General features: G+C 70.0%; 31 protein-coding genes, 1 tRNA gene and 2 riboswitches. Of the genes, 25 read left to right on the top strand and 7 right to left on the bottom strand.

Features of this window, described 5'->3' with window-relative positions:
* Window positions 1-108: 108 nt before the first annotated feature.
* The 10 genes from clpS (at window position 109) to ACIQ9E_RS15940 (ending at window position 8,359) form a co-directional block, all read left to right on the top strand.
* Window positions 109-423 (top strand): ATP-dependent Clp protease adapter ClpS, encoded by a 315-nt coding sequence (gene clpS, locus ACIQ9E_RS15985; RefSeq protein ID WP_403707221.1) that lies wholly within the window; start codon window positions 109-111, stop codon window positions 421-423.
* Window positions 423-1,085, top strand: coding sequence for a DUF2017 domain-containing protein (locus tag ACIQ9E_RS15980; RefSeq protein ID WP_403707219.1), 663 nt, complete (start codon window positions 423-425; stop codon window positions 1,083-1,085). Before clpS ends, ACIQ9E_RS15980 begins: the two co-directional genes overlap by 1 nt.
* A gap of 436 nt (window positions 1,086-1,521) precedes the next feature.
* Window positions 1,522-3,000: an amino acid permease gene (locus ACIQ9E_RS15975; protein ID WP_403707217.1), complete on the top strand. Its 1,479-nt coding sequence runs from the start codon at window positions 1,522-1,524 to the stop codon at window positions 2,998-3,000.
* A 196-nt stretch (window positions 3,001-3,196) separates the two neighbouring features.
* Window positions 3,197-3,619, top strand: coding sequence for a M67 family metallopeptidase (locus ACIQ9E_RS15970; RefSeq protein WP_366255807.1), 423 nt, complete (start codon window positions 3,197-3,199; stop codon window positions 3,617-3,619).
* Window positions 3,620-3,667: 48 nt separating this feature from the next.
* Window positions 3,668-3,768: riboswitch (cobalamin riboswitch) on the top strand.
* A 58-nt stretch (window positions 3,769-3,826) separates the two neighbouring features.
* A complete protein-coding gene (locus ACIQ9E_RS15965) occupies window positions 3,827-4,891 on the top strand; it encodes an ABC transporter substrate-binding protein (RefSeq protein ID WP_403707215.1) in 1,065 nt (354 codons plus the stop codon).
* Window positions 4,888-5,970, top strand: coding sequence for a FecCD family ABC transporter permease (locus ACIQ9E_RS15960; protein WP_403707213.1), 1,083 nt, complete (start codon window positions 4,888-4,890; stop codon window positions 5,968-5,970). Before ACIQ9E_RS15965 ends, ACIQ9E_RS15960 begins: the two co-directional genes overlap by 4 nt.
* Entirely contained in the window at window positions 5,967-6,776 is an 810-nt protein-coding gene (locus ACIQ9E_RS15955) for an ABC transporter ATP-binding protein (protein WP_403707211.1), read from the top strand. Before ACIQ9E_RS15960 ends, ACIQ9E_RS15955 begins: the two co-directional genes overlap by 4 nt.
* A gap of 66 nt (window positions 6,777-6,842) precedes the next feature.
* Window positions 6,843-6,971, top strand: coding sequence for a putative leader peptide (locus ACIQ9E_RS15950; protein WP_366255800.1), 129 nt, complete (start codon window positions 6,843-6,845; stop codon window positions 6,969-6,971).
* 143 nt (window positions 6,972-7,114) lie between these two features.
* Complete coding sequence (locus tag ACIQ9E_RS15945; protein WP_006349098.1) at window positions 7,115-7,402, top strand: MoaD/ThiS family protein; 288 nt, start codon at window positions 7,115-7,117, stop codon at window positions 7,400-7,402.
* A gap of 6 nt (window positions 7,403-7,408) precedes the next feature.
* Window positions 7,409-8,359, top strand: coding sequence for a PLP-dependent cysteine synthase family protein (locus ACIQ9E_RS15940; RefSeq protein ID WP_403707209.1), 951 nt, complete (start codon window positions 7,409-7,411; stop codon window positions 8,357-8,359).
* A gap of 96 nt (window positions 8,360-8,455) precedes the next feature.
* Here ACIQ9E_RS15940 and ACIQ9E_RS15935 read toward each other — a convergent pair whose 3' ends face one another.
* A complete protein-coding gene (locus tag ACIQ9E_RS15935; protein ID WP_403707208.1) occupies window positions 8,456-8,980 on the bottom strand; it encodes a DUF6879 family protein in 525 nt (174 codons plus the stop codon).
* Between the two features lie 193 nt (window positions 8,981-9,173).
* On the opposite strand from ACIQ9E_RS15935, the gene ACIQ9E_RS15930 reads away from it, so the two are divergent.
* The 7 genes from ACIQ9E_RS15930 to ACIQ9E_RS15900 all read left to right on the top strand — a co-directional run bounded on the left by ACIQ9E_RS15930 (window position 9,174) and on the right by ACIQ9E_RS15900 (window position 14,108).
* Entirely contained in the window at window positions 9,174-9,893 is a 720-nt protein-coding gene (locus ACIQ9E_RS15930) for an alpha/beta hydrolase (RefSeq protein ID WP_403707424.1), read from the top strand.
* Between the two features lie 119 nt (window positions 9,894-10,012).
* Entirely contained in the window at window positions 10,013-11,281 is a 1,269-nt protein-coding gene (locus ACIQ9E_RS15925; protein ID WP_403707206.1) for a helix-turn-helix domain-containing protein, read from the top strand.
* Window positions 11,282-11,402: 121 nt separating this feature from the next.
* A complete protein-coding gene (locus ACIQ9E_RS15920; RefSeq protein ID WP_403707204.1) occupies window positions 11,403-12,587 on the top strand; it encodes a helix-turn-helix domain-containing protein in 1,185 nt (394 codons plus the stop codon).
* A 308-nt stretch (window positions 12,588-12,895) separates the two neighbouring features.
* The gene (locus ACIQ9E_RS15915) at window positions 12,896-13,150 is read left to right on the top strand and encodes a hypothetical protein (RefSeq protein ID WP_403707202.1); all 255 of its coding nucleotides are present in this window, start codon (window positions 12,896-12,898) and stop codon (window positions 13,148-13,150) included.
* A 186-nt stretch (window positions 13,151-13,336) separates the two neighbouring features.
* Window positions 13,337-13,648, top strand: coding sequence for a hypothetical protein (locus ACIQ9E_RS15910; protein ID WP_403707201.1), 312 nt, complete (start codon window positions 13,337-13,339; stop codon window positions 13,646-13,648).
* The gene (locus ACIQ9E_RS15905) at window positions 13,645-13,806 is read left to right on the top strand and encodes a hypothetical protein (RefSeq protein WP_403707199.1); all 162 of its coding nucleotides are present in this window, start codon (window positions 13,645-13,647) and stop codon (window positions 13,804-13,806) included. Before ACIQ9E_RS15910 ends, ACIQ9E_RS15905 begins: the two co-directional genes overlap by 4 nt.
* Window positions 13,803-14,108: a hypothetical protein gene (locus ACIQ9E_RS15900; protein ID WP_403707197.1), complete on the top strand. Its 306-nt coding sequence runs from the start codon at window positions 13,803-13,805 to the stop codon at window positions 14,106-14,108. The genes ACIQ9E_RS15905 and ACIQ9E_RS15900 overlap by 4 nt, the downstream gene beginning before the upstream one ends.
* A gap of 18 nt (window positions 14,109-14,126) precedes the next feature.
* On the opposite strand, the gene ACIQ9E_RS15895 is transcribed toward ACIQ9E_RS15900, so the two are convergent.
* On the bottom strand, window positions 14,127-14,558 hold the full coding sequence (locus tag ACIQ9E_RS15895) for a hypothetical protein (protein WP_403707195.1): 432 nt from the start codon (window positions 14,556-14,558) through the stop codon (window positions 14,127-14,129).
* Window positions 14,559-14,595: 37 nt separating this feature from the next.
* Window positions 14,596-15,078: a type II toxin-antitoxin system PemK/MazF family toxin gene (locus ACIQ9E_RS15890; RefSeq protein ID WP_403707193.1), complete on the bottom strand. Its 483-nt coding sequence runs from the start codon at window positions 15,076-15,078 to the stop codon at window positions 14,596-14,598.
* Between the two features lie 391 nt (window positions 15,079-15,469).
* On the opposite strand from ACIQ9E_RS15890, the gene ACIQ9E_RS15885 reads away from it, so the two are divergent.
* Window positions 15,470-16,225: an MBL fold metallo-hydrolase gene (locus ACIQ9E_RS15885; protein WP_403707191.1), complete on the top strand. Its 756-nt coding sequence runs from the start codon at window positions 15,470-15,472 to the stop codon at window positions 16,223-16,225.
* Between the two features lie 150 nt (window positions 16,226-16,375).
* Here ACIQ9E_RS15885 and ACIQ9E_RS15880 read toward each other — a convergent pair whose 3' ends face one another.
* Together ACIQ9E_RS15880 and ACIQ9E_RS15875 are read right to left on the bottom strand one after the other, a co-directional pair.
* Entirely contained in the window at window positions 16,376-17,641 is a 1,266-nt protein-coding gene (locus ACIQ9E_RS15880; RefSeq protein ID WP_403707189.1) for a PTS transporter subunit EIIC, read from the bottom strand.
* Window positions 17,642-18,003: 362 nt separating this feature from the next.
* A complete protein-coding gene (locus ACIQ9E_RS15875; RefSeq protein ID WP_403707188.1) occupies window positions 18,004-19,299 on the bottom strand; it encodes a PTS transporter subunit EIIC in 1,296 nt (431 codons plus the stop codon).
* A gap of 122 nt (window positions 19,300-19,421) precedes the next feature.
* Between ACIQ9E_RS15875 and ACIQ9E_RS15870 the strand changes: the two genes are divergently transcribed.
* The 4 genes from ACIQ9E_RS15870 (at window position 19,422) to rdgB (ending at window position 22,007) form a co-directional block, all read left to right on the top strand.
* Entirely contained in the window at window positions 19,422-19,760 is a 339-nt protein-coding gene (locus ACIQ9E_RS15870; RefSeq protein WP_332903343.1) for a PTS glucose/sucrose transporter subunit IIB, read from the top strand.
* 138 nt (window positions 19,761-19,898) lie between these two features.
* Window positions 19,899-20,639 (top strand): ribonuclease PH, encoded by a 741-nt coding sequence (gene rph, locus ACIQ9E_RS15865; RefSeq protein ID WP_403707186.1) that lies wholly within the window; start codon window positions 19,899-19,901, stop codon window positions 20,637-20,639.
* A 297-nt stretch (window positions 20,640-20,936) separates the two neighbouring features.
* Window positions 20,937-21,320, top strand: a complete 384-nt coding sequence (locus ACIQ9E_RS15860; RefSeq protein ID WP_403707184.1) for a hypothetical protein — start codon at window positions 20,937-20,939, stop codon at window positions 21,318-21,320.
* Between the two features lie 84 nt (window positions 21,321-21,404).
* Window positions 21,405-22,007: an RdgB/HAM1 family non-canonical purine NTP pyrophosphatase gene (gene rdgB, locus ACIQ9E_RS15855; protein WP_403707182.1), complete on the top strand. Its 603-nt coding sequence runs from the start codon at window positions 21,405-21,407 to the stop codon at window positions 22,005-22,007.
* A 98-nt stretch (window positions 22,008-22,105) separates the two neighbouring features.
* Here rdgB and ACIQ9E_RS15850 read toward each other — a convergent pair.
* Window positions 22,106-22,180, bottom strand: a tRNA-Leu gene (locus ACIQ9E_RS15850).
* A gap of 150 nt (window positions 22,181-22,330) precedes the next feature.
* Window positions 22,331-22,798 (bottom strand): thioredoxin-dependent thiol peroxidase, encoded by a 468-nt coding sequence (gene bcp / locus ACIQ9E_RS15845; RefSeq protein WP_403707180.1) that lies wholly within the window; start codon window positions 22,796-22,798, stop codon window positions 22,331-22,333.
* A 168-nt stretch (window positions 22,799-22,966) separates the two neighbouring features.
* Here bcp and ACIQ9E_RS15840 point away from each other — a divergent pair, with 168 nt between their 5' ends.
* The 3 genes from ACIQ9E_RS15840 to ACIQ9E_RS15830 all read left to right on the top strand — a co-directional run bounded on the left by ACIQ9E_RS15840 (window position 22,967) and on the right by ACIQ9E_RS15830 (window position 24,248).
* The gene (locus ACIQ9E_RS15840) at window positions 22,967-23,290 is read left to right on the top strand and encodes a DUF3618 domain-containing protein (RefSeq protein WP_403707178.1); all 324 of its coding nucleotides are present in this window, start codon (window positions 22,967-22,969) and stop codon (window positions 23,288-23,290) included.
* Window positions 23,291-23,418: 128 nt separating this feature from the next.
* The gene (locus ACIQ9E_RS15835) at window positions 23,419-23,721 is read left to right on the top strand and encodes a GroES family chaperonin (RefSeq protein ID WP_389888788.1); all 303 of its coding nucleotides are present in this window, start codon (window positions 23,419-23,421) and stop codon (window positions 23,719-23,721) included.
* Between the two features lie 86 nt (window positions 23,722-23,807).
* Window positions 23,808-23,878, top strand: a riboswitch (guanidine-III (ykkC-III) riboswitch).
* 49 nt (window positions 23,879-23,927) lie between these two features.
* Window positions 23,928-24,248: a multidrug efflux SMR transporter gene (locus ACIQ9E_RS15830; RefSeq protein ID WP_006349122.1), complete on the top strand. Its 321-nt coding sequence runs from the start codon at window positions 23,928-23,930 to the stop codon at window positions 24,246-24,248.
* The last annotated feature ends 82 nt before the right edge of the window (window positions 24,249-24,330 follow it).

Genomic DNA, 24,330 nt, shown 5'->3' with positions numbered 1-24,330 from the left:
CGCCCGTTACGGCACGGGCGATCCTGTTCTGGCGTGGATGCTACCCCACATTTCGTCACTCTGACGAAATGGGAGCCGTTTATGCACGCGGCGCCCCCGGGTGGCAGCATGGATCAGGTGAGTGTTGCTCCCACTGAGATCGAACGCCCCGAATCGGCGGAGCAGAGTTTCGCCGTTCCCGAGCCCGACGTGCCGTGGGTGACGCTCGTCCACAACGACCCCGTGAATCTGATGAGCTACGTCACCTATGTCTTCCAGGCGTACTTCGGATACTCCAAGGACAAGGCGCGCAAATTGATGCTCGACGTCCACCACAAGGGACGCGCCGTGGTCTCCAGCGGCAGCCGCGAGGAGATGGAGCGCGATGTGCAGGCCATGCACGGGTACGGCCTGTGGGCGACCCTCTCCCAGGACCGCACCTGATGCCGGGTCCCTTCGAGCCGGTTCCCGGCGGCGGCGCGGCCATCGACCTCGACGAGGTCGAGGTCTCCATCCTGCGCTCCCTCGCGGTGCAGATGCTGGAGCTGATCGGACCGGGTGATGAGCCCGTCGAGGGCGAGGACCCGCTGGCGGCGCTGTTCGCGGAGGGGCCGAGTGAACCGCCGGCCGACCCCGCGCTCGCCCGGCTGTTCCCGGACGCGTACAGCGGCCCGGACGTCGGCAGGGATGCGGGCGACGGCCCCGGTACGGGCCCCGGCTCCGGTTCCGGACCCGCGATGACCGACGAGGAGCGGCGCGCCGCGTCCGCCGAGTTCCGCCGCTTCACCGAGAACGACCTGCGGGCGGGCAAACGGGCCAATGCGCTCGCCGTCGTCCGCGCGCTCGACGGACTCGACACGGGCGGCGGATCCACCGCCCTGCTGAAACTGACCCCGGACGAGTGCCGGCAGTGGCTCTGCGCCCTCAACGACCTGCGGCTGACGATCGGCACCCGGCTGGAGATCAGCGAGCAGGACGACGAGGAGGGCGCCGAGGGCGGCGGGCTCTACCACCTCCCCGACGACGATCCGCGCAAGCCGATGGTGATGGCGTACCTCTGGCTGGGGGTCCTCCAGGAGACGCTCGTCGGCACGCTGCTGCCCTGACCTCCCCTCCGTACCACTGCTCCTGACGCCCCGGCGGCCGCCCGGCCCCGGGGCGTCGCGCTGCCCGCCGAAGACCCCGGCCCCCGGTGCGCCCCGCACGGCCGAGGCCCGCCCGTCCGTTCGATTGTTCGCTCAACGGACACTCAAATCCGAATAACGATCGCGTTACCTGCCTGGGGTAATACGCCCGGCAAAGTAATGTTTGTCCGGTTGTTTCTGTGCGATGTGCCACAACGCAGCGGATTGATCTCTGGAGCAACCGTGATAAATCTTCACGACCACCAGGGGCGCCACCCATGCTCCTGGGGGCGCTTTTGCCGGCGGACCGCCGGTGGCACTCCATCCATATCCGGGGGGATCAGGAACTGATCCGCAGCCGAATCGCCGGAGGGCGGGACGGATCGCGGATCGGCATGGAGAGAAGGGCGCAGCAGCTATGACCTCGGTGCAGGTCGACGACGATCCCAAGGGCGGACCGGGCGGACCGGGCGGACCGGGCGGATCCGGCGGATCGGTCGGTACGAAAGCCCCGGCGGCCACCGTCGAGGACCAGGGCTACCACCGGGCACTCGGTGCCCGGCAGATCCAGATGATCGCCATCGGCGGTGCCATCGGAACCGGCCTCTTCCTCGGCGCGGGCAAGGGCATCTCCAAGGCCGGGCCCAGCCTCATCCTCGCCTACGCCATCGCGGGCGTGGTCATCTTCTTCATCATGCGGGCACTGGGCGAACTGCTGATGTACCGGCCCGTCTCGGGCTCGTTCTCCGAGTACGCGCGGGAGTTCGTCGGCCCCTTCGCGGGTTTCGCCACCGGCTGGACGTACTGGCTGTTCTGGGTGGTCACCGGGATGACCGAGGTCACCGCGGCGGCCGAGTACATGACGTACTGGTTCGACCTCCCGCAGTGGATCTCGGCCCTGGGCTTCACCATCGTCCTCTACCTCGCCAACCTGATCTCGGTGAAGATCTTCGGGGAGCTGGAGTTCTGGTTCTCCATGGTGAAGGTGACCGCCATCGTCGGCATGATCCTGATCTGCGCGGGCATCATCACGCTCGGCTTCACCGACGCCGGGGACACCGCCTCCTTCTCCCTCCTCTGGAGCGACGGCGGCTTCTTCCCCAAGGGCCTCGGCGGCACCCTGATGACCCTCCAGATCGTGATGTTCGCCTTCCTCGCGGTCGAGCTGGTCGGCGTCACCGCCGGTGAGTCCAAGGACCCGGAGAAGACCCTCCCCAAGGCCATCAACACCGTGCCGTGGCGGATCGCCGTCTTCTACGTCGGCGCCCTGATCATGATCCTGTCGGTCGTCTCCTGGACCAACTTCCGGCCGGGCGTCTCGCCGTTCGTCGCCGCCTTCGACCAGATGGGCCTCCAGATCGGCGCGGGCATCGTCAACTTCGTCGTGCTCACCGCGGCCCTGTCGTCCTGCAACTCCGGCATGTACTCCACCGGCCGGATGCTGCGCGACCTCGCGCTCAACAGCCAGGGCCCGAAGCTCTTCACCCGGCTGACCAAGCACGGCACCCCGCTGATCGGCACCACCTTCTCCGCGGGCCTGATGCTGATCGGCGTGTGGATCAACTACCAGTGGCCCGGCGACGCCTTCAACAAGATCGTCTCCTTTGCCACCATCTCCGGTATGTGGGCCTGGATCATGATCCTGGTCAGCCATATCCGCTACCGGGCCAAGGCGGCGCGCGGCGAGGTCGCCGAATCCTCCTTCAAGGCGCCCGGCGCGCCCTGGACGAGCTGGTTCGCGCTGGCGTTCATCGGCATGGTCATCGTGCTGATGGGCATCGACAAGGACGCCCGGATCTCCCTGTACGTGGCCCCGCTGTGGGCGCTGGTGCTCGGGGTCTCCTACCTCGTCCTCCGCTCGAAGAACCCGGAGGGCGCGGCCTTCGCCAAGCGCTGACGGTACGGCCGCCGGGGCCCGGCCCCTGAGCGTGCCACGGCCGGGGCTCCGGCCCCCTGACGTGCCGGACGGCGGGAGGGCGGCTGCCTGCCCCACCCGCCCGCCGTCCGGCATCCGAGAAGGTCCGGTCCACGCCGTGATACGGCAGGGGCCGGACCTTCCGCCGTCCGGACGGTCCGCGCTTATCCTGATCCGCATGCTGACCCTCACCCAGGATCTGTACGACCGGATCGTCGCGCACGCCCGAGCCGACCACCCCGACGAGGCGTGCGGCATGGTCGCGGGCCCCGAGGGCAGCGGCCGGCCGGAACGTTTCATCCCCATGCTGAACGCGGCCCGTTCGCCCACGTTCTACGAGTTCGACTCCGGCGATCTGCTGAAGCTCTACCGCGAGCTGGACGACAACGACGAAGAGCCGGTGATCATCTACCACTCGCACACGGCGACCGAGGCGTACCCGTCGCGTACCGACATCACCTACGCCAACGAGCCCGGCGCGCACTACGTCCTGGTCTCCACCGCCGATACCGACGACGCGGGCCCCTTCCAGTTCCGCTCGTTCCGGATCGTCGAAGGAGAGGTCACCGAGGAGGAAGTCCGGGTCGTCCAGGCATACTGACCCGCAGCGCCCGTGCGGCGCCCCAACTCCATACGGGGCGGTGGGACCCAGGAAGCCGGTGCGAATCCGGCGCGGTCCCGCCACTGTGACCGGCCGCTGACACGTGCACGCACCCCGCGTGCCGTCCCGCGGCCGTCAGTCAGGAACTGACCCATCGCCCTTCTCCCATGACCCAGGGGACGCGGATCCCCGGAGGAGGACCCACGCATGTCCACGCGCATACCCGGACGCGGCACGACCGGACGCCGTACCGGCGCCCGCCGTACCGACGGAGTCCGTACCGGCGCACGCCGTCGTACCGCCCTCGCGGTCACCGCCGCCGCCCTGCTCCCGCTCGCCCTCACCGCCTGCGGCTCCGGCGGTTCGGGCTCCGGCAAGGACGGCGGGAAGGCCGCGGCCGCGCCCGGCTTCCCGTACACCGTCGACAACTGCGGGGTGAAGACCACCTACCAGGCGCCCCCGAAGCGGGCCGTCACCATGAACCAGCACGTCACCGAGATCATGCTGGAACTGGGCCTGGAGAAGTCCCTGGTCGGCACCGCGTACCTCGACGACCAGGTGCTCCCGCGCTACCGGAAGGCCTACGACGCGATCCCGGTCGTCGCCAAGGAGTACCCGTCCAAGGAGAAGCTCCTCGCCGCGAACCCCGACTTCGTCTACGGCGGCTACGCCAGCGCCTTCGAGGCCAAGGACGGCCGCACCCGCGACGAGCTGAAGAAGTCGGGCATCGACACCCGGCTCAACCTGGAGTACTGCACCGAGAAGCGGACCACTCTCGACGACGTGTACCGCGAGATCGACGAGGTCGGCCGGACCTTCGGCGTCGCCGACCGGGCGCAGAAGTGGATCGCCGACTCGAAGGCGTCCGTCGCGAAGACCGCCGCCGAGCTGAAGAGGACGCAGACCGCGCCGGTCCCCGTCTTCGTCTACGACAGCGGCGACAAGACCGCGTTCACCGTCGGCGGCAAGGGCATCGGCAATGAGCTGATCAGCCGCGCGGGCGGCCGGAACGTCTTCGCCGATATCCCCAAGAGCTTCGGCGACGCGACCTGGGAGCAGGTCGTGGCCCGCAAGCCCGAGGTGATCGTGATCTACGACTACGGGGCGACCAGCCTGGAGCAGAAGAAGCGGAAGCTGCTCAGTGACCCGGCGCTGAAGGACGTACCGGCGATCCGGAACAAGAGGTTCGCCGTCCTTCCGCTCTCGGACGCGGTCCTCGGTGTCCGCGCGCCCGACGCGATCGCCAAGCTGGCCCCGCAGATCGCCCGATGAAGCGCCTCCTCGCGCCGGCGGGGGCCGGGCAGGGGACGGACGCCGCAAGTCCCGCCGCCTCCCGGCTCCGGTTCGGGGCCGTGACGGCCGGGCTGTTCGTCGCCCTGGCCGCCGCGGTCCTCGCGGCGCTCGCGCTCGGCTCCGTACGCATCCCGCCCCGCGAGGTCGTCGCGGCCCTGCTGCCGGGCGCCGAACCGAGCCCCTTCCGAACGATCGTCCTGGACGTCCGGCTGCCCCGGGTCCTCCTCGGAGTGGTCGTCGGCGCCGGTCTCGGTGTCGTCGGCACGGTCCTCCAGGCCCTGGTACGGAACCGGCTCGCCGACCCGTTCCTCCTCGGGATCTCCTCCGGGGCGTCCACCGGCGCGGTCCTCGTCCTGGTCCTCGGCATCGGCACGACCACCGCCGTCGCCCTGCCCGCGGGCGCCTTCGCGGGCTCCCTCGCCGCATTTCTGCTGGTGTACGGGCTGGCGCGGCACGGCGGCGGGATGACGGGCACCCGGCTGGTGCTCGCCGGGGTCACCATCAGCTACGTCTTCACCGCCCTGACCACGCTGGTCCTGGTCGCGTCGGCCCGGCCGGAGCACTTCCGCGAGGCGCTGTACTGGTCGCTCGGCGGCCTGGGCAGCGCCCGCTGGGATTCGGTCTGGCTGCCGACCGCCGTCGTCGGCCTCACCCTGCCGCTGCTGCTCACCCTCGCCAGGCCGCTGGACCTGCTGCTGGTGGGGGAGGAGGGGGCGACCGTACTCGGCCTGGACGTGGCCCGCTTCCGGGCCGCCGCCTTCGTCCTGGTCTCGCTGGTGACGGCGGTGCTGGTGGCGGCGAGCGGCGCGGTCGGCTTCATCGGTCTGATGGTCCCGCACGCCGCCCGCATGCTGGTCGGCGCGGCACACCGGGCGCTGCTGCCGGTGGCCGCGCTCGGCGGGGCGGTCGCCCTGGTGGTGGCCGACCTCGCGGCCCGTACCGTCGCCGCCCCGCAGGACGTACCCGTCGGGGTGCTCACCGCGCTCATCGGCGGACCGCTGTTCCTCTGGCTGATGCGCCGCCGCTCGGTCGACGGCACGGAAGGAGCCCCGGCGTGACGACGACCGCCGCCGAACTGACCGTACGGGGACTCTCGTACGCCACCGATACGGGCCGGCTCCTGCTCGACGGCGCGGATCTGGACATCCGCCCCGGCGAGACCGCGGGACTGGTCGGCCCCAACGGCAGCGGCAAGACCACCCTGCTCCGCTGTGTGTACGGAACCCTGCGCCCCACCGCCGGAAGCATCGGCCTCGACGGCACGGACCTGCTCGCCCTCGGGCCCAAGGAACGGGCGCGGCGGGTCGCGACCGTACCGCAGGACAGCCGTCCGGAGTTCGAGCTGACCGTCCGCGAGATCGTGCTCATGGGCCGGGCGCCGCACAAGCGGTTCTGGGAGGCCGACACCGCCGCGGACGGCCGGGCGGCCGACGAGGCCCTGGACCGTCTGGGCATCGGGGACCTCGCCCACCGGCCGTTCCCGTCGCTCTCCGGCGGCGAGCGGCAGCGGGCGCTGGTGGCCCGCGCCCTGCTCCAGGACCCCGCGCTGCTCGTCCTCGACGAGCCCACGAACCATCTCGACATCCGATACCAGTGGGAGATCCTGGCCCTGGTCCGGAGCCTGGGCGCGACCGCCCTGCTCGCGCTGCACGATCTCAATCTGGCGGCGTACTACTGCGACCGGATCCACGTCCTCCAGGCCGGCCGGATCGTCGCCTCGGGCCCGCCGGGGGAGGTGCTCACGCCTTCGCTGCTCTCCGAGGTGTACGGGGTGGACGCCGAGGTCGCCGTCCACCCCAGGACCGGGGCGCCCACGATCACCTACCTCCCGCCCGACCTCCAGGAGGCCATGACCACCAGGTGAGCGGATCCATTCCGCGATGCGAGATCACATTCCGGTCCCGGGGACGGGAATCGGTACGATGACCGCATGGTTCTCCACGACATGAGTGACAAGACGCAGAGCGGCGCCGTGCTGCTCGTCGCGCGGCTCCATGTCGACCTGTGCCGTCTCGCCAGCGCGATGTGTACCCGAGCGGGCCGGAGCCCGCGCCTCTGAGCGTGTCCTGAGCACCGCCGTACCACCGCACCGCTGCACCGCCGCCGGCCAGCCCGGCGCACCCGATCCGCACCGCCCGAGCCGCTTCGGCGGGGAGCCGAGCCGCGTCCCCGCCGCCACGCCAGCCGACTGGAGTCCACCCCATGGCCATCGAGGTCCGCATTCCGACCATCCTGCGTACGTACACCGACGGCGAGAAGGCCGTCGAGGGCAACGGGGACACCCTCGCCGAGCTTTTCGCCGACCTCGACACCCGGCACGCGGGCATCCAGGCCCGCATCGTGGACAAGGAGAACGGCGACCAGCTCCGCCGCTTCGTGAACGTCTACCTGAACGACGAGGACGTCCGGTTCATCGACGGCATCGCGACCAAGCTCGCCGACGGCGACAGCGTCACCATCCTCCCGGCGGTCGCCGGCGGAATGCGCTGACCGGCGATGCGTTACGACTCCCCACTCGCCGCCGTCGGCAATACGCCGCTGGTCCGGCTGGCCCGGCTGTCCCCCTCCGACGAGGTCCGCATCTGGGCCAAGCTGGAGGACCGCAACCCGACCGGTTCCATCAAGGACCGCCCCGCGCTCCATATGATCGAACAGGCGGAGAAGGACGGCCGGCTCACCCCCGGATGCACCATCCTGGAACCGACCTCCGGGAACACCGGCATCTCGCTGGCGATGGCGGCCCGCCTCAAGGGCTACCGCATCGTCTGCGTCATGCCGGAGAACACCAGCGACGAACGCCGTGCACTGCTGGCGATGTGGGGAGCCGAGATCATCTCCTCCCCGGCGGCCGGGGGCTCCAACACCGCTGTCCGGATCGCGAAGGAACTGGCGGCGGAGCACCCGGACTGGGTGATGCTCTATCAGTACGGCAATCCGGCGAACGCGGGCGCCCACTACGCCACGACGGGCCCGGAGATCCTCGCCGACCTCCCGTCCATTACCCATTTCGTGGCCGGCCTCGGCACCACCGGCACCCTGATGGGGGTCGGCCGCTACCTCCGCGAAAACGTCCCGGACGTCTCCATCGTCGCGGCCGAACCGCGCTACGACGACCTGGTCTACGGCCTGCGCAACCTGGACGAGGGCTTCGTCCCCGAGCTGTACGACGCCTCCGTCCTCACCACCCGCTTCTCGGTCGGCTCGGCGGACGCGGTCCGCCGCACCCGCGAACTCCTCCAGCAGGAGGGCATCTTCGCGGGCATCTCCACGGGCGCCGCGCTCCATGCGGCGATCGGGGTGGCGAAGAAGGCGGTGAAGGCGGGCGAGAGCGCGGACATCGTGTTCGTGGTCGCGGACGGCGGCTGGAAGTACCTGTCGACGGGCGTCTACACGGCGGAGACGACGGAGGCGGCGATCGAAACGCTGCAGGGCCAGCTCTGGGCGTAGCCTGCGGGACCCTTACCGGCCCGGCGCGTCGTCGCGCCGGGCCCGCCGTTTTTCTTGCGCCCGGAGTCCGGTTCCGGCCCGGACCGGTCAAGCCGGTCAGGCGGGATGGCCGCTGCTCACGTACTCCTCGAAGGGCACCGACTCCGCGATCGCGATGCGCTGGTACTCGATGAACCGGGAAACGTCGCCCCCGAAGACCTCGCGGTTGATCTGCGTCCCGTCCGCCGCATAGTTCATGAGGACTACTTCCGACCGGTCGAACATCCAGAAGTCCTGGACCCCCTCAAGAGGGTTCGGCCGATGGGTCACGTCGAGGATGCGAATGTCGTCACCCGCCCGGACGTGCACGGTGTAGTAGCGGCTGAACTCGAACCGCAGGTAGTCGGAGAGTGGTCGCGTCACGATGTGCACGCGACCGTTGCGCTTCCCCTCGGTTCGCTGACGCCGGACCCGCTCGGTGTACGCGGAATCCGTATAGGGAGTCGGTGGCCTGCCCTCGCGGAAGGCCGAGAAGTCCTCGGTTTCCTGCGGTACGAGATACTGCGGGAGGGTTTCGAGCCGCCATGCTTCGCGTCCGATCTCTGCGAACCGGCGACTCCAGCTCTCACCGTCCAAGAGCACGTGTTGCCTCCTTCAAGGGCTGTTGCCAGTTTTCGGACCTGGAGATTCATGCCGCCGCGTTGCGTTACCGGTACGTCGCAGGGCTGGTGAGTAGCCTCGGTCCATGGACCAGGAGACCACGTTCCGGGCGTTGGACGGTACAGCTCTGTCCGGCACTTTCCTGCCCGCCGGGGGATCATTCGCCGGTGCGGTTGTGCTGGTTCACGGGTCGGGCGTCACGCGGGAGGAGGGCGGGTTCTTCACCCGCCTCGCCATTGCCCTTGCGGAGGCCGGTGTGGCCAGCCTCCGGTTCGATCTGCGCGCTCACGGCAGCAGCGAGGGCCGTGAAGAGGAACTGACGATCGCCGCTGTGGCCAACGATGTTCGCTCGGCTGGTGAGCATGTCAACGAACACACTGGACGCAGCGGACCTGTCCATGTGATCGCGGCGTCGTTCGCGGGAGGCGCCGCCGCGCTGCACGCGGCCCGTCGACCAGATAGCGTCGACAAGCTGGTCCTGCTCAACCCCCGGCTCGACTACAAGGAACGCTACGTCACCCCGGGCCTGGGCTGGTCCGGCGACCGCCTCACCCCCGACAGCGCCCGGTCACTCGACGAACGTGGCTTCACGGACCACAGCCCCTTCGCCCTGGGCAGGGCCCTCCTCAATGAGGTTTTCCACCTTGACGCCGAGTCCATCGCAGCCGAAGTCCGTGCCCCCGTGCTCATGGTCCACGGGACCGGCGACACCTTCGTCCCCGTCGAATCCTCCCGGCGCTTCCGGCCCCTCTTCGGCGGTGGCGCAGAGCTGATGGAGTTGGAGGGCGCCCAGCACGGCTTCGCTGTCCACGACGATCCGAGCTACGCCGAACCGCAGACCCGGATCTGGCAGCGACAGGTGGTTTCTCAAGTCTGTGCCTTCCTCGCACCTTAGGACGCGGCTGCTCCGCTGCTCTCATGCGGATGAGCACGTGCATAACACCCGCGAGTGCCACGCTGTTCCTCTTACCCTGACGGAGTCGTGCTGTTGCTGCTCAGAGGAGAGGCAAGGCCGTGTCACCTCGTGCCGTCCCGGACCCGTACGCCGACCCGCTCGCCTTCGGTCAGCGCCTCCAGATCCTCCGTACCCGCAAGGGACTGACCCGCGACCAACTCGGCGGGCTGATGGGCCGGACCGGCTCATGGGTGAAGGCGTTGGAGACGGGGCGGCTGAAGACGCCGAAGCTGGACGTGGTCCTCCGACTCGCAGAGATACTGCGGTTGCGGGACCTTTCGGAGCTGACCGGAGACCAGTCCGTCAGCGTGGAACTCTTCGCCGGACCAGGGCATCCTCGGCTCAGTGCCGTACGGGCGGCGGTCGACGCGCTGACATTGGGTGCCGATCGCGAAACGCCCCCGACCGCCCATCTGACGGCCCGGCTCGCGCGGGCCTGGGCGGCGCGGCACTCCTCTCCCGAACACCGCGAAGTGGTGGGGGCTCTCCTGCCGGAACTCATCCGTGACGCACAATCGGCGGCACGCCAGGCGGGCTCGGCCACCGAACGACGTTCCGCTCAGGCTGTGTTGTCCGAGGTCTACTCACTCTCCCAGTTCTTCATCGCCTACCAACCGGATGCAGCCCTGCTGTGGCGAGTGGCCGAACGCGGCATGGTTGCCGCGCAGGAGTCCGAGGACCCGCACACCATCGGAGTGGCGGCCTGGCTGAGCGCGCAGGCCCACCGTGACGAGGGTCCGGCCCACTTCGACGCCGCCGATGCCGTCACCACTGCCGCCCTCGACTATCTGGAGCCGTTGCTTCCCGATGCCGCGGACGATGTCCTCGCCATCGCCGGCGCCCTCACTTTTGAAGCGGGGTACACGGCTGCTCGTCGCAGTGATACCGGTACGGCCTGGCGGTGCTGGGACCGGGCCGATGCCATGGCCCGCCGCCTGCCGGAGACGTACTTCCATCCGGTCACCAGCTTCTCCCGCGCGATCATGGGCGCCCACGCTGTCACGGTCGCCGTCGAACTGCGTCAGGCAGGGGAGGCGGTCCGGCAGGCGGTGGCGTCCGACGCTGTGCCCATTCCCTCCCGGCCCCGCCGGGCCCGCCACCGGATCGAAGAGGCGCGCGGCTATCAGCTCGACGGCCAGCCGGACGCCGCGCTGGCGACCCTGTCCCGCGCCCACGAGGCCGCGTCCGAGACCATCAAGTACAACGGCTATGCCAAGGCGATCGTTATGGAAGAGACCGAGAGCCGGAGCCCCTCCCGCCGCCGGAGGGCCTCGGAACTGGCGGTCAAGCTGGGACTGCCGTCCAGCGCCGCGGGGCCAAGGCTCTGACGGTCGCTCCCCGGTCGCGCCGCGAAGTGTCGGGTTCGGGTAGGCACATCAACGGAGTTGGAACCGGTGGGGGCGGCGTACGGATACCGTTTCCTGTGTCGATGCAGAACTGGAGACGCATATGTCGCCAAGCAAGCCGATCCACACCGGCGCCCGCATTGCCCATACCCGAAAGATCCGCCATCTGACGCAGCGAGAGCTGGCCAGCCGCGCCAACGTCTCGTACAGCACCGTTACCAAGATCGAGCAGGGGATTCTTCCCGTCAGCCCTTCGGTGCTCGGCGCACTGGCACGTGCCCTGTCCGTGTCCGTCACCGACCTTTCCGGACAGCCGTACATCGACGAACTGCGGCGCGACCAGCTCGACGCGTTGATAGACCCGATCCGTGAGGCACTGGATGCCTATGACCTGTGGCAGGACTCCGGTGTGCCGCCGCGGCCGGAGACAGAGCTTTCGGCGCACGCCGAGGCCCTGTGCGCGATGGTAAGGGCCGGGAACATCAAGAAGGCCGCAGCCGAACTACCGGGGCTGATCTACGAGGCGACGGCCGTCGCACACACAGGGTCAGGCACCCGGAGCTGGGCACGGCTCGCGAGTACCTACCGAACAGCCTACGACGTCACGACCAAACTCGGCTATTACGACCTGTGCACCGTCGCCCTCGACCGGATGGAATGGGCTTCTGAGCGCGCGTCCGACCCGATCCTGGGCGGAATGCGGCAGTACTTCCGGGCCCTGGCCTATCTGCGGGCCGGCAACTACGAGCGCGGTCGGCGGCTCGTCGACCTGGGCATGCTGCGGCTCGACCAAGCGGACTCCGGGCGCGAGCTGGATGTCGTACGTGGTCAGTTGCACCTGGGCGCGGCCGTGCTGGCAGGGCGGAAGAAGGACCGCGAGTCGGCCGAAGGGCATCTCCAGGAGGCCGAGCGGATCGCGCTGCGGACCGGGCCTGCCGAGAAGGAGTACTGGTTGTCGTTCGGGCCCACCAACGTGGGCGTCCATCGCGTGAGCGTGCTCGCCGAGCTGGACCTCTACCCGGAAGCCGTGCGGTCGGCCGAGGAGATCGCCATCCCGGACCGGTGGCCGCCGTCCAGGCTCGCCCACCACCACGCCGAGGTAGCACGCGCACAGATGTGGACCGGACACACCAAGGCGGCGTTCAAGAACCTCCAGTCGGCACGCGAGATCGCGCCCCAACAGACCCGGTACCACTCCACGGTCCGTGAGACCTATCGGGGATTGGAGTCGTCGAAGCGTTCCATGCCGCAGGCGTTCAGCGCTTTCGGTACCTGGCTGGGTATGTGACCCAGCGCGAGGTTACGGCCGGAGCTATCAGTAATCCCTGATAGTTCCGGCCCTTCCATGTCGGCATCCTGACGGACATACAGGACCCCCGCGACCGTCGTACCGGTCCGGGGGCGTGGCCATCAACCAGGAGTTGACGACATGCCTCACCCTACCCACGGCCGCTCCGCGCCGCCCGACGAGCTGCCCCCTGCCGACGTCGCCGCGGCCTCCCTCGGAGGGTTCCCCGATCAACAGTCGGCGCGCAAGTGGGGCGTGGTTGCCGCCGACCACTGCTCACCGCCGCCGCTGATCCGGTCCGCGCTGACGTGGCCACCGTGTCGCTGTGGCGCTGCGGTCTGCCCCGACCGGGACTCGCCGTCGGAGGCCCGGCCATGATCGGCGGCCCCGATTCCGTACCTGGTCCGCCTCCCGAGTACTGCGTCTACTGCGACCGACCCGTCGAGCGTTCCGAGGAGAACCTCGTCATGCTCGGGTTCTCCGCGTCCGGCGCGCGGCCCTCCCTCTACGCGCACCCCGAGTGCCCCGCCCCGCGCAAGATCCCCCAGCGCGCCGGGCGCTGAAGGCTCCCGTACGCGCCGCAGCCCCAAATGCCCCGCGTACGGGAAACGGTCCCGGCTCCGTAAGCGACCCCCGGCGCGGGGCCGGGACCACCCAAAGCCCACGTACACGAAAGCGCCCCGAAGGACCGCACCACCGGTCCATTCGGGGCTCAACCGGCCAGCTCACACAAGGAGTTGATCCGTCGTATGCGAAACCTTATCGTCGCGCTGCTCGCCCGGTTACGGACTTTCCTCAGCCTTCGTCGCAGGCGGCGGCCTCTGGTGATCGTCCTCGTACGACCGAGTCCCGCTGTCGATCCGTGGACGCGCCCCTGGACCAGCCCCTCTCAAGCCGAGGCGCAGGAGATCCTCCGGCAGCGGGCCACCGCCACCGCCACGGGGACCGTCGCGCCGCCCGGGGCCCGGCGGCTGATCGTCGCGCGGAACGGGCTCCGCTTTCCGCGGCCCGTCGCCGTACGGGCCGTCCGGCCCGGGCCCGCTTGGACGTGGATCCGGTGACCCGGGAGGGGCTTCTGCGCCCGCTGCTCAAGCCGCCCAACGCCGAATGCCGGATCTGCGGGCGCCGCACCACCGCGCCCGTCGAAGTCCACCCCGGGCATCTCACCTGCCCCGAGCACATCCTCGACGCCCTCACCGCTCCCGGAGACCCGGCATGATCCTCAGCATCGACTTCCGGTGCAGTCCCACCGATGTCACTCACTGCGAAGCCTGCTGGTGCGAGCCGGTAACGGTCTCCCGGACCACCGCCACCGGCCGTGACCTCCTCTGCGCGGCGTGCGCCCTCGCCAACTGCCCGCCCCGCGTCGTCCTCTTCCCGCCTCTCGGGATCTACCGGCTCACGCGCCGGAAGCTGGAGCTGGGCAAGCACGCCAAGCCCAAACCCCAGCTCCCCCCGGACCCCGGCCCGCACCCGCCGAAGCCGACCCCGAAGTCACCGCCCGGCACCCCGCCCGTGTGACGGCCCCGGGCGCGCCCGTCAGAGTTCGTCGTCCCGCGCCAGCTCCGCCCACCGGATGTCACGGAGGGCGGGGTCGGCGTCGTCGCCCGCCGGAACGGACGGGATGTGCTGGAACCACACGACGACGAGCGCGGACCGGTACAGCACCGGGTCATGAGCGGGGGAGACCGGTGCGGAGCTGAAGAGCCCGGTGCACATGACCGGCGGCAGGACCTCGACCGGCCCGAACGCGCCCCCTTCCATGTCCGGGTAGTCAAGTGCGGGCGGGACCGGATGGACCGGCACCTGCGGGAAGGCCTGCTCGGCCCGGAGCAGGAGGCTCCTGGTCTTCATGTCGTTGATGCGCCGGCACGGATAGCCCTCCAGAAAGCCGCCGTACGTCGACGCCATCCGCAGCTCGGTGAGGTCGACGGACCGGCCGGACGCGAGGGTTATGGAGCTGAGTGACATGGTCACACCCTAGGCACCGGAGCCTCATCCGGCGGCGTCAGCCGCCCAGGTGCCGCACCCGCCCCCACAGCTCCGGCGGCAGTGTCCCCACCTTCCGGCGGAACGCCGAGACGCGGACGTCGCGGAGTTCGTCCGTTTCCAGGTAGCTCGGGCGGTCGCGGGCGTCGCCCACTGTGCCCGGCGGGAGCGGGATCACCCCCGGGCGGGTGTCGTTGCGGCGGCTGGTGATCTTGGCGACGCGGGCCGTGGACGAGGAGACCGAGAGGACCAGGCAGGGGCGGTCCTTCGAACCCGGGCCGTCCTCGTAGGGCACGTCGGCCCACCAGATATCGCCGGGGCGCGGGCCGCGGCCCCGCAGGACCGGTGGGCGGGACGGTGGGCGGCCCTCGGATGGGCGGCGGGAGACCGGGCGCCGGCCTGTTCCCGTACGGCCGCCGCGGCCCCGGGCATCGACCACCGCCACCAGCAGCGCGAGCAGGACCACGGCCCCGGCCAGATACGGCCACCACCACGAGTTCACGCCTCGACCGTACCGATCGGCGCCCGGCCCCGCACGGGAGCCGCACCCACACCCCCGGATCCCGGCCCCCTGACCGGTGGCCGTACCGCCTCGCACCACCACCCGGAGGTACACGCGCCCCCCACCGCACCCCCGGGATCGGGGCGCCCGCCCCGGCCGCGCCCCGTCGTGCGCCCCCGCGCCGTCCGAATCGGTGACAGGCCAGGTGAGTTCCCCCACAACGGCCTGCCCTGGAGGAGCGGGCACCCCTTTTGCGCTTTACGCTCGACGGACCGCACGGCCAAGACCATCCCCCGCGTCCCGCGGGGCCGTGCGCCGCCCCTTCAGCACAGACAGCCCAGACAGCACAGACACCCCTGTCACCCTCCCCGTCAACGGAGGTCCCAGCTCTATGAAGCTCACCGTCGTCGGCTGCTCGGGGTCGTTTCCGTCCGTGGATTCGGCCTGTTCGAGCTACCTCGTCGAGGCCGACGGCTTCCGGCTGCTCCTCGACATGGGCAACGGTGCCCTCGGCGAGTTGCAGCGCCATATCGGTCTCTACGACCTCGACGCGATCTTCCTCAGCCATCTCCATGCCGACCACTGCATCGACATGTGCGGGTACTTCGTCGCCCGCTACTACCGCCACGACGGCGGCCGCTGCCCGGCGATCCCGGTGTACGGCCCCGAGGGCACGGAGGCCCGGCTGACCACGGCGTACGCGGACACGCCGTCCCCCTCCGCGATGAGCGAGGTCTTCGACTTCCACACCCTGAAGTCCGGCAGCTTCGACATCGGGCCCTTCTCGGTCCGTGCCGAACGGGTCGCGCACCCCATCGAGGCGTACGGCGTCCGGCTGGAGCACGGTGGCCGGACCCTGGCCTACTCCGGTGATACGGGCACCTGCGAGCCGCTGTACGAGCTTGCGGCCGGTGCCGACCTCTTTCTGTGCGAGGCGTCGTTCACGTACGGCAAGGAGGACGTCCCGGACCTCCATCTCAACGGCCGCGAGGCCGGGGAGCTGGCGCGCCGCGCCGACGTCGGCCGGCTGCTGCTCACCCATATCCCGCCGTGGACCGACGCCGAGCGGAACCTCACGGACGCCCGCGGCGCCTTTCCGGGCGGGCGCGTCGAGCTGGCCGCGGCAGGAGTCTCGTACACCGTCTGAACCGCAGGACCGCAGGACGGCAGGACCGCAGGACGGCAGGACCGCAGGAAGTACGGACACGGGAACGGCCCCGGGCGAGAGTGCCCGGGGCCGTTCCGTCGTACAGGAGGTACGGGAGGGGGAGCGTCGCCCCCGCGCCCCGCCCGCGTCCTACTTGGACTCCGCCTTCTCCAGCTCCGCCAGCTCCGCGTCGGACTCGCGGCCCGGCGTCGGCAGATTGAACTTGGTGATCGCGAAGCGGAAGACCGCGTAGTAGACCGCCGCGAAGCAGAGGCCCACCAGCGCCAGCCCCCAGGGGTTGGTCGCGATGCCCAGGTTCAGCAGGAAGTCGATCGCACCGGCCGAGAATCCGAAGCCGTCGCGCATCCCGAGCGCCCAGGTGAGGGCCATGGAGACACCGGTCAGCACCGCGTGGACCGCGTACAGCACCGGCGCGATGAACATGAACGTGAACTCGATGGGCTCGGTGACACCGGTGACGAAGGACGTCAGGGCCAGCGAGAACATCATGCCGCCGACCACCTTGCGGCGCTCGGGACGGGCGCAGTGGACGATCGCCAGACAGGCCGCGGGCAGCGCGAACATCATGATCGGGAAGAAGCCGGTCATGAACTGTCCGGCGTCCGGGTCGCCCGCCAGGAAGCGTGCGATATCGCCGCTCTTGCCCTCGTACTCACCGGCCTGGAGCCACGGGAAGGAGTTCAGCAGGTGGTGCATGCCGACGGGGATCAGCGCCCGGTTGGCGACACCGAAGATGCCCGCGCCCGCCGCGCCGGAGCCGACCAGCCACTCGCCGAAGTTGTGCAGACCGGCGCCGAGGACCGGCCAGATCAGACCGATGACGATCGCGATGATCAGACCCGCGAAGGCGGAGAGGATCGGCACCAGACGGCGGCCGCCGAAGAAGCCGGCCCAGTCCGGCAGCTTGGTCCGGTAGAACCGCTGGTAGAGCAGGGCGACCACCAGGCCCATCACCACACCGCCGAGGACCTTCGCGTCCACCGGCGCATCCGTCATCACGACCTTGCCGTCGACGACCTTGGCGACCTCGGGGAGGTTCTTGTCGGTGAACTGCGCCAGGACGTTCTTGAAGACCAGATAGCCCGTGACCGCGGCGAGCGCGGTGGAGCCGTCCGACTTCTTGGCGAAACCGATCGCGATACCGACGGCGAAGAGCAGCGGCATATTGTCGAGGAGGGCGTTGCCGCCCGCCGACATATATCCGGCGATCTTCTGTATCAGCTCCGGGAACGATTCGCGGCCCAGCATGTCGGGCTGGCCGAAGCGGACCAGCAGCGCGGCGGCGGGCAGCACCGCGACCGGCAGCATGAGGCTGCGGCCGATGCGCTGCATGACAGCCATCGCGCCCGCGCCCTTCTTCTTCTGAGCCGCGGGGGCGGCACTCGCCGTGGACATGATCTTCCTCCAGTGGGCAAGGCGGCGCCCGTGCGGCAGGGCAGGGGGGACGGCGACGCCTCAAGGGGAACGGGTACGACAACGACCCAGCTCAGGGAGTGGGACCGGCCGGGCGAGGGCGCTGTTGGTCTACACCACTGAGTGGTTTAGACCTGTTGTAGCACGGGTGTACGGGTCGGGGATAGATAAGGAACCTTCAAATTCTGTGGCATGGAGCATAGGTAACAATTCGGACAACGGGTGAAGTCGGGTCCGGATGGGCTCCGGACCGGGAAAAGCCCCGGCCCCCGCTGTCCGCGGGGAGCCGGGGCCCCTGGCCGGTGGCGCGAACCCGCCGCGCACCGGCCGCTGTTCGCCCTTCGCTACTTGATGTTGTCCTTCTCCTGCTGCTCGCCCACGTCCTCCGGCTCGCGCCCCGGTGTCGGCAGATGGAAGACCGTGATCGCGAAGCGGAAGATCACGTAGTAGACCACCGCGAAACAGAGGCCGATCGGAATGATCAGCCACGGTTTGGTGGCCAGACTCCAGTTGATCACGTAGTCGATCAGGCCGGCCGAGAAGCTGAATCCGTCATGGACGCCGAAGGCCCAGGTCACCGCCATCGAGACACCCGTGAGCACCGCATGGATGGCATACAGCACCGGGGCGACGAAGAGGAACGAGTACTCGATGGGTTCGGTGATGCCGGTGACCAGGGACGTCAGCGCCACCGAGAGCATCAGCCCGCCGACCTCCTTGCGGCGGTGCGGGAAGGCCGTATGCGTGATCGCCAGCGCCGCGGCGGGCAGCGCGAACATCATGATCGGGAAGAATCCGCTGGTGAACTGGCCCGCGTTCGGGTCGCCCGCCAGGAACATCGTGATGTCGCCGTGGACCACCGTGCCGTCGGGTTTGGTGTAGCTCCCCAGCTGGAACCAGATCGGCACATTCAGGAACTGGTGCAGCCCGATCACCAGCAGCGCCCGGTTCGCGAGGCCGAAGATGCCCGAACCCCAGGCGCCGAGCCCGACCAGCCAGTCGCTGAAGTTCTCCAGGCCCGTACCGATCGGCGGCCAGATCCACAGGCAGAGCGCGGCGAAGGCGATCGCCACGAACGCCATGATGATCGGCACCAGCCGGCGCCCGTTGAAGAAGCCCAGCCAGTCCACCAGCTTGGTGCGGTGGAACCGCTGCCAGAAGTACGCGGCCAGCAGCCCCATCACGATGCCGCCGAAGACCCCCGGATTCTGGTACTGGAAGAGGGTGAACGTCCCGTCCGTGTGGTGGCAGCCCGCCGCCACCGCCGTGGATCCGGGCGAGCAGTCGATCGGGAACTGGCGCAGCACGCCCCGGTAGACCAGGAAGCCCGCGACCGCGGCGAGCGCGGTCGAACCGTCCGCCTTCTTCGCCATGCCGATGGCCACGCCCACGCAGAACAGCAGCGGCAGTCCCAGTTCGGGGTCGAGCAGCGCGCCGCCCGCCCCCGCCATCACCTTGGCGACGTCGTTCCAGCCCAGCCCCTCGGCGCCGAAGACATCCGGCTGCCCCAGCCGGTTGATGATGCCCGCGGCGGGCAGGACGGCGATGGGCAGTTGGAGACTGCGCCCCATTTTCTGGAGCCCCTGGAAGAATCCGCTCCAGGGGGACCGTCCTCGGGTCGCCACGCTCTCGGACGCCATCGGCTCTCCTCCCGGGCAGAACTGGGCCTGGTTTGGCAGCTTGCGCAGACTGGTGTAGACCAGTTGCGTGTACGGTCGCGGGCCGTGATCGTCATCATTGGGTACGGGTCGATTACTCGCCCGTGAAGTTGGGCCAACCGTGCGTTACCGTGACAAAGCGGCCGATCGCGGGCCGAGGCAGCGCCGAGCGCCCCGCCGAGGGTGCCGGGGAACACCAGGGAGAACTTATGGCCACCAAGGCTGAGAAGATCGTCGCCGCGCTCGGCGGAGTCGAGAACATCGAAGAGGTCGAGGGCTGCATCACCCGGCTGCGGACCGAGGTCATCGACCCCGGCAAGGTGGACGAGGCCGGTCTCAAGGCCGCCGGCGCCCACGGCGTCGTCAAGATGGGCACCGCGATCCAGGTCGTCATCGGCACCGACGCCGACCCGATCGCCGCGGAGATCGAAGACATGATGTGACCTTCGCGGTCATCCGCGGAAGGGCTCCCGCCGACGACGGCGGGAGCCCTTCCGTACAGCCGCCCGCAGGCCCCGGGCCCGTACCCCCGCCGCCTCCACCGGACGGACGAGCCCCGATCTGCCGATAGGCTCGGGCCCATGTCTCGTATCGACGGCCGCACCGCCGAACAGCTCCGTCCCGTCACCATCGAACGCGGTTGGAGCAAGCACGCCGAGGGCTCCGTCCTCATCTCCTTCGGGGACACCAGGGTCCTCTGCACCGCCTCCTTCACCGAGGGCGTGCCGCGCTGGCGCAAGGGCAGCGGCGAGGGCTGGGTGACGGCCGAGTACTCGATGCTGCCGCGCGCCACCAACACCCGCGGCGACCGGGAGTCCGTCCGCGGCCGGATCGGCGGACGCACCCACGAGATCAGCCGGCTCATCGGCCGCTCCCTGCGGGCCGTCGTCGACACCAAGGCCCTCGGCGAGAACACCGTGGTCCTCGACTGCGACGTCCTCCAGGCCGACGGCGGCACCCGCACCGCTGCGATCACCGGCGCGTATGTCGCCCTCGCCGACGCCGTCGCCTGGGCGCAGGGCAGGAAGCTGATCCGCGCCGGACGGAAGCCGCTCATCGGGACCGTCGGCGCCGTCTCCGTCGGCATCGTCGACGGGGTGCCCCTGCTCGACCTCCGCTACGAGGAGGACGTCCGCGCCGACACCGATATGAACGTCGTCTGCACCGGAGACGGCCGCTTCGTCGAGGTCCAGGGCACCGCCGAGGCCGAGCCTTTCGACCGCAAGGAGCTGAACGCGCTCCTCGATCTGGCCGCCGGGGGCTGCGCGGACCTGGCCGCACTGCAGCGCGCGGCCCTCGACGAGACGAGCGCATCCGCCTGACGGAGCCCGGGGGCTCCGAGAGAGGCCGCGGACCGGTCCGGTGCCCGTCCGTTCCGGACAAGTCCGGCACTGTTCCCGGACGGCTCCGTTCCGGACGGCTCCGTTCCGGACGGCACTGTTCCGGACGGCACCGGAACGGACGGATCCGAGTCCGGCCGGTGGCCGGTGAGCCGGCGGCGAAGCCGGACGAGCAACCCGGCCCCCCACCCCGGCGTCCTTGGGGACACGGGCGCACGGCACGACCGTGCGCCCGGCCACCGGGGAGGTCCCCGGCCGATCCTGGGGGAGGAGACCGCCATGCCCGCGCGCCGCCGTATCGCCGTGGCCATCGCCGCAGCAGCGCTGACCGTTCCGATCGTCGCCGGATGCAGCGCCGTCGACAAGGCACTCGACTGCGTGGACACCGCAGAAGCCGTCACCAGCAGCATCGACAACCTCCAGACCGCCGTCTCCAGCGCCGCCGAGGACCCCACCAAGGCCCGCGAGGCCCTGGAGGACATCGACAAGGAACTGAAGGAACTCGACGACAAGACGGACAACGCCGATCTGGAGAAGGCCGTCAAGGACCTCGACACCGGGATCGACAACATCCGCAAGGCCATCGAGGACGGCGAGAACACCGTCGATACCGGCCCGCTCCGGGACGCCGGCAAGGAGATCGGCAAGGTCTGCACCCCGTGACCGGCCGAGGGCGCGCCGGTACGACCGGCCCCGGCCGGGCCGCTGCCGTCACCGGCGCCCGGCCGCACGGCCGATAATCGGGGCATGACCCGTATCGTTCTCGCCACCCGCAACGCCGGAAAGCTCACCGAACTCCGGGCGATCCTCGCCGCCGCCGAGCTGCCGCACGCCCTCGTCGGCACCGACGCCTACCCCGAGGTCCCGGACGTCAAGGAGACCGGCACCACCTTCGCCGAGAACGCCCTGCTCAAGGCGCACGCCCTGGCCCGGGCCACCGGACTGCCCGCCGTCGCCGACGATTCGGGCCTCTGCGTGGACATCCTCGGCGGCGCCCCCGGAATCTTCTCCGCCCGCTGGGCCGGCACCCACGGCGACGACACCGCCAATCTGAACCTGCTGCTCGCCCAGCTCTCCGATATCGCCCCCGAACACCGCGGCGCCCACTTCTTCTGCGCCGCCGCCCTCGCCCTGCCCGACGGCACCGAGCGCGTCGTCGAGGGCCGCCTCCCGGGCACTCTGCGCGCGGTGCCCGCCGGAACCAACGGCTTCGGCTACGACCCGATCCTCCAGCCCGAGGGCATGGACCGCACCTGCGCCGAGCTGAGCCCGGACGAGAAGAACGCGATCAGCCACCGGGGCAAGGCGTTCCGCGCGCTGGTGCCCGTGGTGCGCGAACTGGCCGGCTGACCCCTGCCCGTACGGCAGGGGGATGTCCCGGATCCGTACGTACGGCATGCGCAAGGGCGCGGCTCCCGCTGCGGGAGCCGCGCCCTTGCGTCTGCTGATGAGCCCGGTGGGACTCGAACCCACGACACACCGGACCTAAACCGGCGCCCTCTGGCCAACTGGGGTACGGGCCCGTCGCCGCTTACTGTACTGGCTGCCGCGGCGGGTTCCCGCCGGAAATCGGCAGGTGATAGCAGCCCTCGCGGGGCCCCGGCCACGTACCCCTTACGCGTACGGGGTACCGCACGGACGCGGCGGTACGGCGCCGGGCCCCCGCTCCCGGGTCAGATCCCCAGATCCTTGATGATCTTGGCGACATGGCCGGTCGCCCGGACGTTGTAGAGCGCCCGCTCGACCTTGCCGTCCTCGTCCACGATCACCGTGGACCGGATGACACCGGTGACGACCTTGCCGTACAGCTTCTTCTCGCCGAAGGCGCCGTAGGCCCGCAGTACCTCCTTGTCGGGGTCGCCGACCAGGGTGACCTTCAGTTCCTCCTTCTCCCGGAACTTCGCCAGCTTCTCCGGCCGGTCCGGGGAGACCCCGATGACGTCGTAGCCGGCCCCGGCCAGCAGCTCCAGATTGTCGGTGAAATCGCAGGCCTGCTTGGTGCAGCCGGGGGTCAGCGCGGCCGGGTAGAAGTAGACGATGACCTTGCGGCCCCGGTGGGAGGCGAGGGATACCTCGTTGCCGTCCGCGTCGGGCAGGGTGAAGTCGGGCGCCGGGTCGCCGGGCTGGAGGCGGTCGCTCATGCTCTTCGGGTTCTCCTCGGAAGGCGGGCGTGGTGTACGCCGTCGAGCGTAATGGGGGTGCCGTGGGGTGCGGGGCCCGCCGAGCTGACAGACTGTCGATGAGAAACACCGGATCTGTACGGATCCGGACGGAGAAGCAACGACGGAACCAATCACGGAGGCGGCGCGGTGTCGGACGCGAGGACCCCAGCGCAAATCGAGGCGGACATCGTGCGCAGGCGCGATCAGTTGGCCGAGACCCTCGACGAGATCGGGGTACGGGTGCACCCGAAGACCATCGTCGGTGATGCCAAGGCGAAGGTCGCCTCCCAGGTGGACCAGGCCAAGGGCCGGGCGATGGACGCCGTCCAGCGCACGGTCGCCGACGTCCGCGCCGCATTCGTCGGCGAGGACGGCTCGCCGCGTCTGGAGCGGCTGCTCCCGGTGGCCGCGGTCGTCGTCGGTCTGGTGGGCCTGCTGGCGGTCTCCTCCTCCCGTAAGCACAAGGGCTGACCGGCGGTGGCGGTACGGCTCCCGGGCCCCCGGCGGGCCCCGTCCGGCCCGGGTACGGGTAGGTTGCACGCGTGAGCGCCAACACCACGCAGAACAAGCACACCCAGCACGACAAGCTGCCCATCCGGATGCTGCACGACCGTGTGCTGGTCAGGACCGATATCCCGGAGGGCGAGCGGCGCTCCAGCGGCGGCATCGTGATCCCCGCGACGGCGGCGGTCGGCCGCCGGCTCTCCTGGGCCGAGGTGGTCGCGGTCGGCCAGAACGTCCGGACCGTGGAGCCCGGCGACCGGGTGCTGTACGACCCCGAGGACCGGGCCGAGGTCGAGGTCCGCGGCGTGGCGTACGTGCTGATGCGGGAGCGCGATCTGCACGCGGTGGCGGCGGACCGGTTCCAGGGCTCCGAGGACTCCACCGGACTGTATCTCTGACCGTCCGGTCGTCCCGTCCGCCGATCCCCGGCCCCGACAGCTCCGGCGCCGGCCGGCCCCGGTGACCGGGATCACCGGGGCTTTTGCCTGCGCTTTGCTAGGGTGGGGGCATCCCGACGAGACGCGCCGTACCGGGCTCTGGCAAAGACGACGCACCCCCAGAAGTAGCTCCTTCACGGAGCTTCGAGCGTCTCGGAGGTGCCGTCGTGGCATGGGTTCTGCTGATCATCGCCGGTCTGCTGGAGGTCGGCTGGTCGATCGGGATGAAGTACACGGAGGGCTTCACCAAGCTGTGGCCCAGTGTCTTCACCGGAGCCGGGATCGTCGCCAGCATGTATCTGCTGGCCCAGGCGGCCAAGACCCTTCCCATCGGTACGGCCTACGGAGTCTGGGTCGGCATCGGGGCTGCGGGTGCCGCGATCCTCGGTATGGCCATCCTCAATGAGCCGGTGACCGCAGCGCGGATCTTCTTCGTCTCGCTGCTGCTGGTCGCGGTCGTGGGCCTGAAGGCGACCTCCGGCCACTGACGGGCGGGCCGACGCCCCCGACTCCCGGACCTCTGATCTCCCGAGTCTCCCGAGTCTCCCGAGTCTCCCGAGTCCACCGACC

Origin of the sequence: Streptomyces sp. NPDC094448 (genome assembly GCF_044763775.1) — a bacterium.
In the GTDB taxonomy this organism is placed as follows: Bacteria; Actinomycetota; Actinomycetes; order Streptomycetales; family Streptomycetaceae; genus Streptomyces.
Note: the sequence above shows the minus strand (reverse complement) of the source record. Positions and strands in the feature narration are given on the sequence as shown.

Excerpts from the sequence above, each read along its gene's own strand:
- ACIQ9E_RS15880 (WP_403707189.1), bottom strand. The coding sequence starts at position 17,641 with ATGTCCACGGCGAGTGCCGCCCCCGCGGCTCAGAAGAAGAAGGGCGCG.
- ACIQ9E_RS15895 (WP_403707195.1), bottom strand. The coding sequence starts at position 14,558 with ATGTCACTCAGCTCCATAACCCTCGCGTCCGGCCGGTCCGTCGACCTC.
- ACIQ9E_RS15945 (WP_006349098.1), top strand. The coding sequence starts at position 7,115 with ATGGCCATCGAGGTCCGCATTCCGACCATCCTGCGTACGTACACCGAC.
- ACIQ9E_RS15975 (WP_403707217.1), top strand. The coding sequence starts at position 1,522 with ATGACCTCGGTGCAGGTCGACGACGATCCCAAGGGCGGACCGGGCGGA.
- ACIQ9E_RS15835 (WP_389888788.1), top strand. The coding sequence starts at position 23,419 with ATGCTGCACGACCGTGTGCTGGTCAGGACCGATATCCCGGAGGGCGAG.
- ACIQ9E_RS15965 (WP_403707215.1), top strand. The coding sequence starts at position 3,827 with ATGTCCACGCGCATACCCGGACGCGGCACGACCGGACGCCGTACCGGC.
- ACIQ9E_RS15860 (WP_403707184.1), top strand. The coding sequence starts at position 20,937 with ATGCCCGCGCGCCGCCGTATCGCCGTGGCCATCGCCGCAGCAGCGCTG.
- ACIQ9E_RS15940 (WP_403707209.1), top strand. The coding sequence starts at position 7,409 with ATGCGTTACGACTCCCCACTCGCCGCCGTCGGCAATACGCCGCTGGTC.
- ACIQ9E_RS15900 (WP_403707197.1), top strand. The coding sequence starts at position 13,803 with ATGATCCTCAGCATCGACTTCCGGTGCAGTCCCACCGATGTCACTCAC.
- ACIQ9E_RS15980 (WP_403707219.1), top strand. The coding sequence starts at position 423 with ATGCCGGGTCCCTTCGAGCCGGTTCCCGGCGGCGGCGCGGCCATCGAC.
- ACIQ9E_RS15950 (WP_366255800.1), top strand. The coding sequence starts at position 6,843 with ATGGTTCTCCACGACATGAGTGACAAGACGCAGAGCGGCGCCGTGCTG.
- ACIQ9E_RS15885 (WP_403707191.1), top strand. The coding sequence starts at position 15,470 with ATGAAGCTCACCGTCGTCGGCTGCTCGGGGTCGTTTCCGTCCGTGGAT.
- clpS (WP_403707221.1), top strand. The coding sequence starts at position 109 with ATGGATCAGGTGAGTGTTGCTCCCACTGAGATCGAACGCCCCGAATCG.
- bcp (WP_403707180.1), bottom strand. The coding sequence starts at position 22,798 with ATGAGCGACCGCCTCCAGCCCGGCGACCCGGCGCCCGACTTCACCCTG.
- rph (WP_403707186.1), top strand. The coding sequence starts at position 19,899 with ATGTCTCGTATCGACGGCCGCACCGCCGAACAGCTCCGTCCCGTCACC.
- ACIQ9E_RS15875 (WP_403707188.1), bottom strand. The coding sequence starts at position 19,299 with ATGGCGTCCGAGAGCGTGGCGACCCGAGGACGGTCCCCCTGGAGCGGA.
- rdgB (WP_403707182.1), top strand. The coding sequence starts at position 21,405 with ATGACCCGTATCGTTCTCGCCACCCGCAACGCCGGAAAGCTCACCGAA.
- ACIQ9E_RS15920 (WP_403707204.1), top strand. The coding sequence starts at position 11,403 with ATGTCGCCAAGCAAGCCGATCCACACCGGCGCCCGCATTGCCCATACC.
- ACIQ9E_RS15960 (WP_403707213.1), top strand. The coding sequence starts at position 4,888 with ATGAAGCGCCTCCTCGCGCCGGCGGGGGCCGGGCAGGGGACGGACGCC.
- ACIQ9E_RS15970 (WP_366255807.1), top strand. The coding sequence starts at position 3,197 with ATGCTGACCCTCACCCAGGATCTGTACGACCGGATCGTCGCGCACGCC.
- ACIQ9E_RS15910 (WP_403707201.1), top strand. The coding sequence starts at position 13,337 with ATGCGAAACCTTATCGTCGCGCTGCTCGCCCGGTTACGGACTTTCCTC.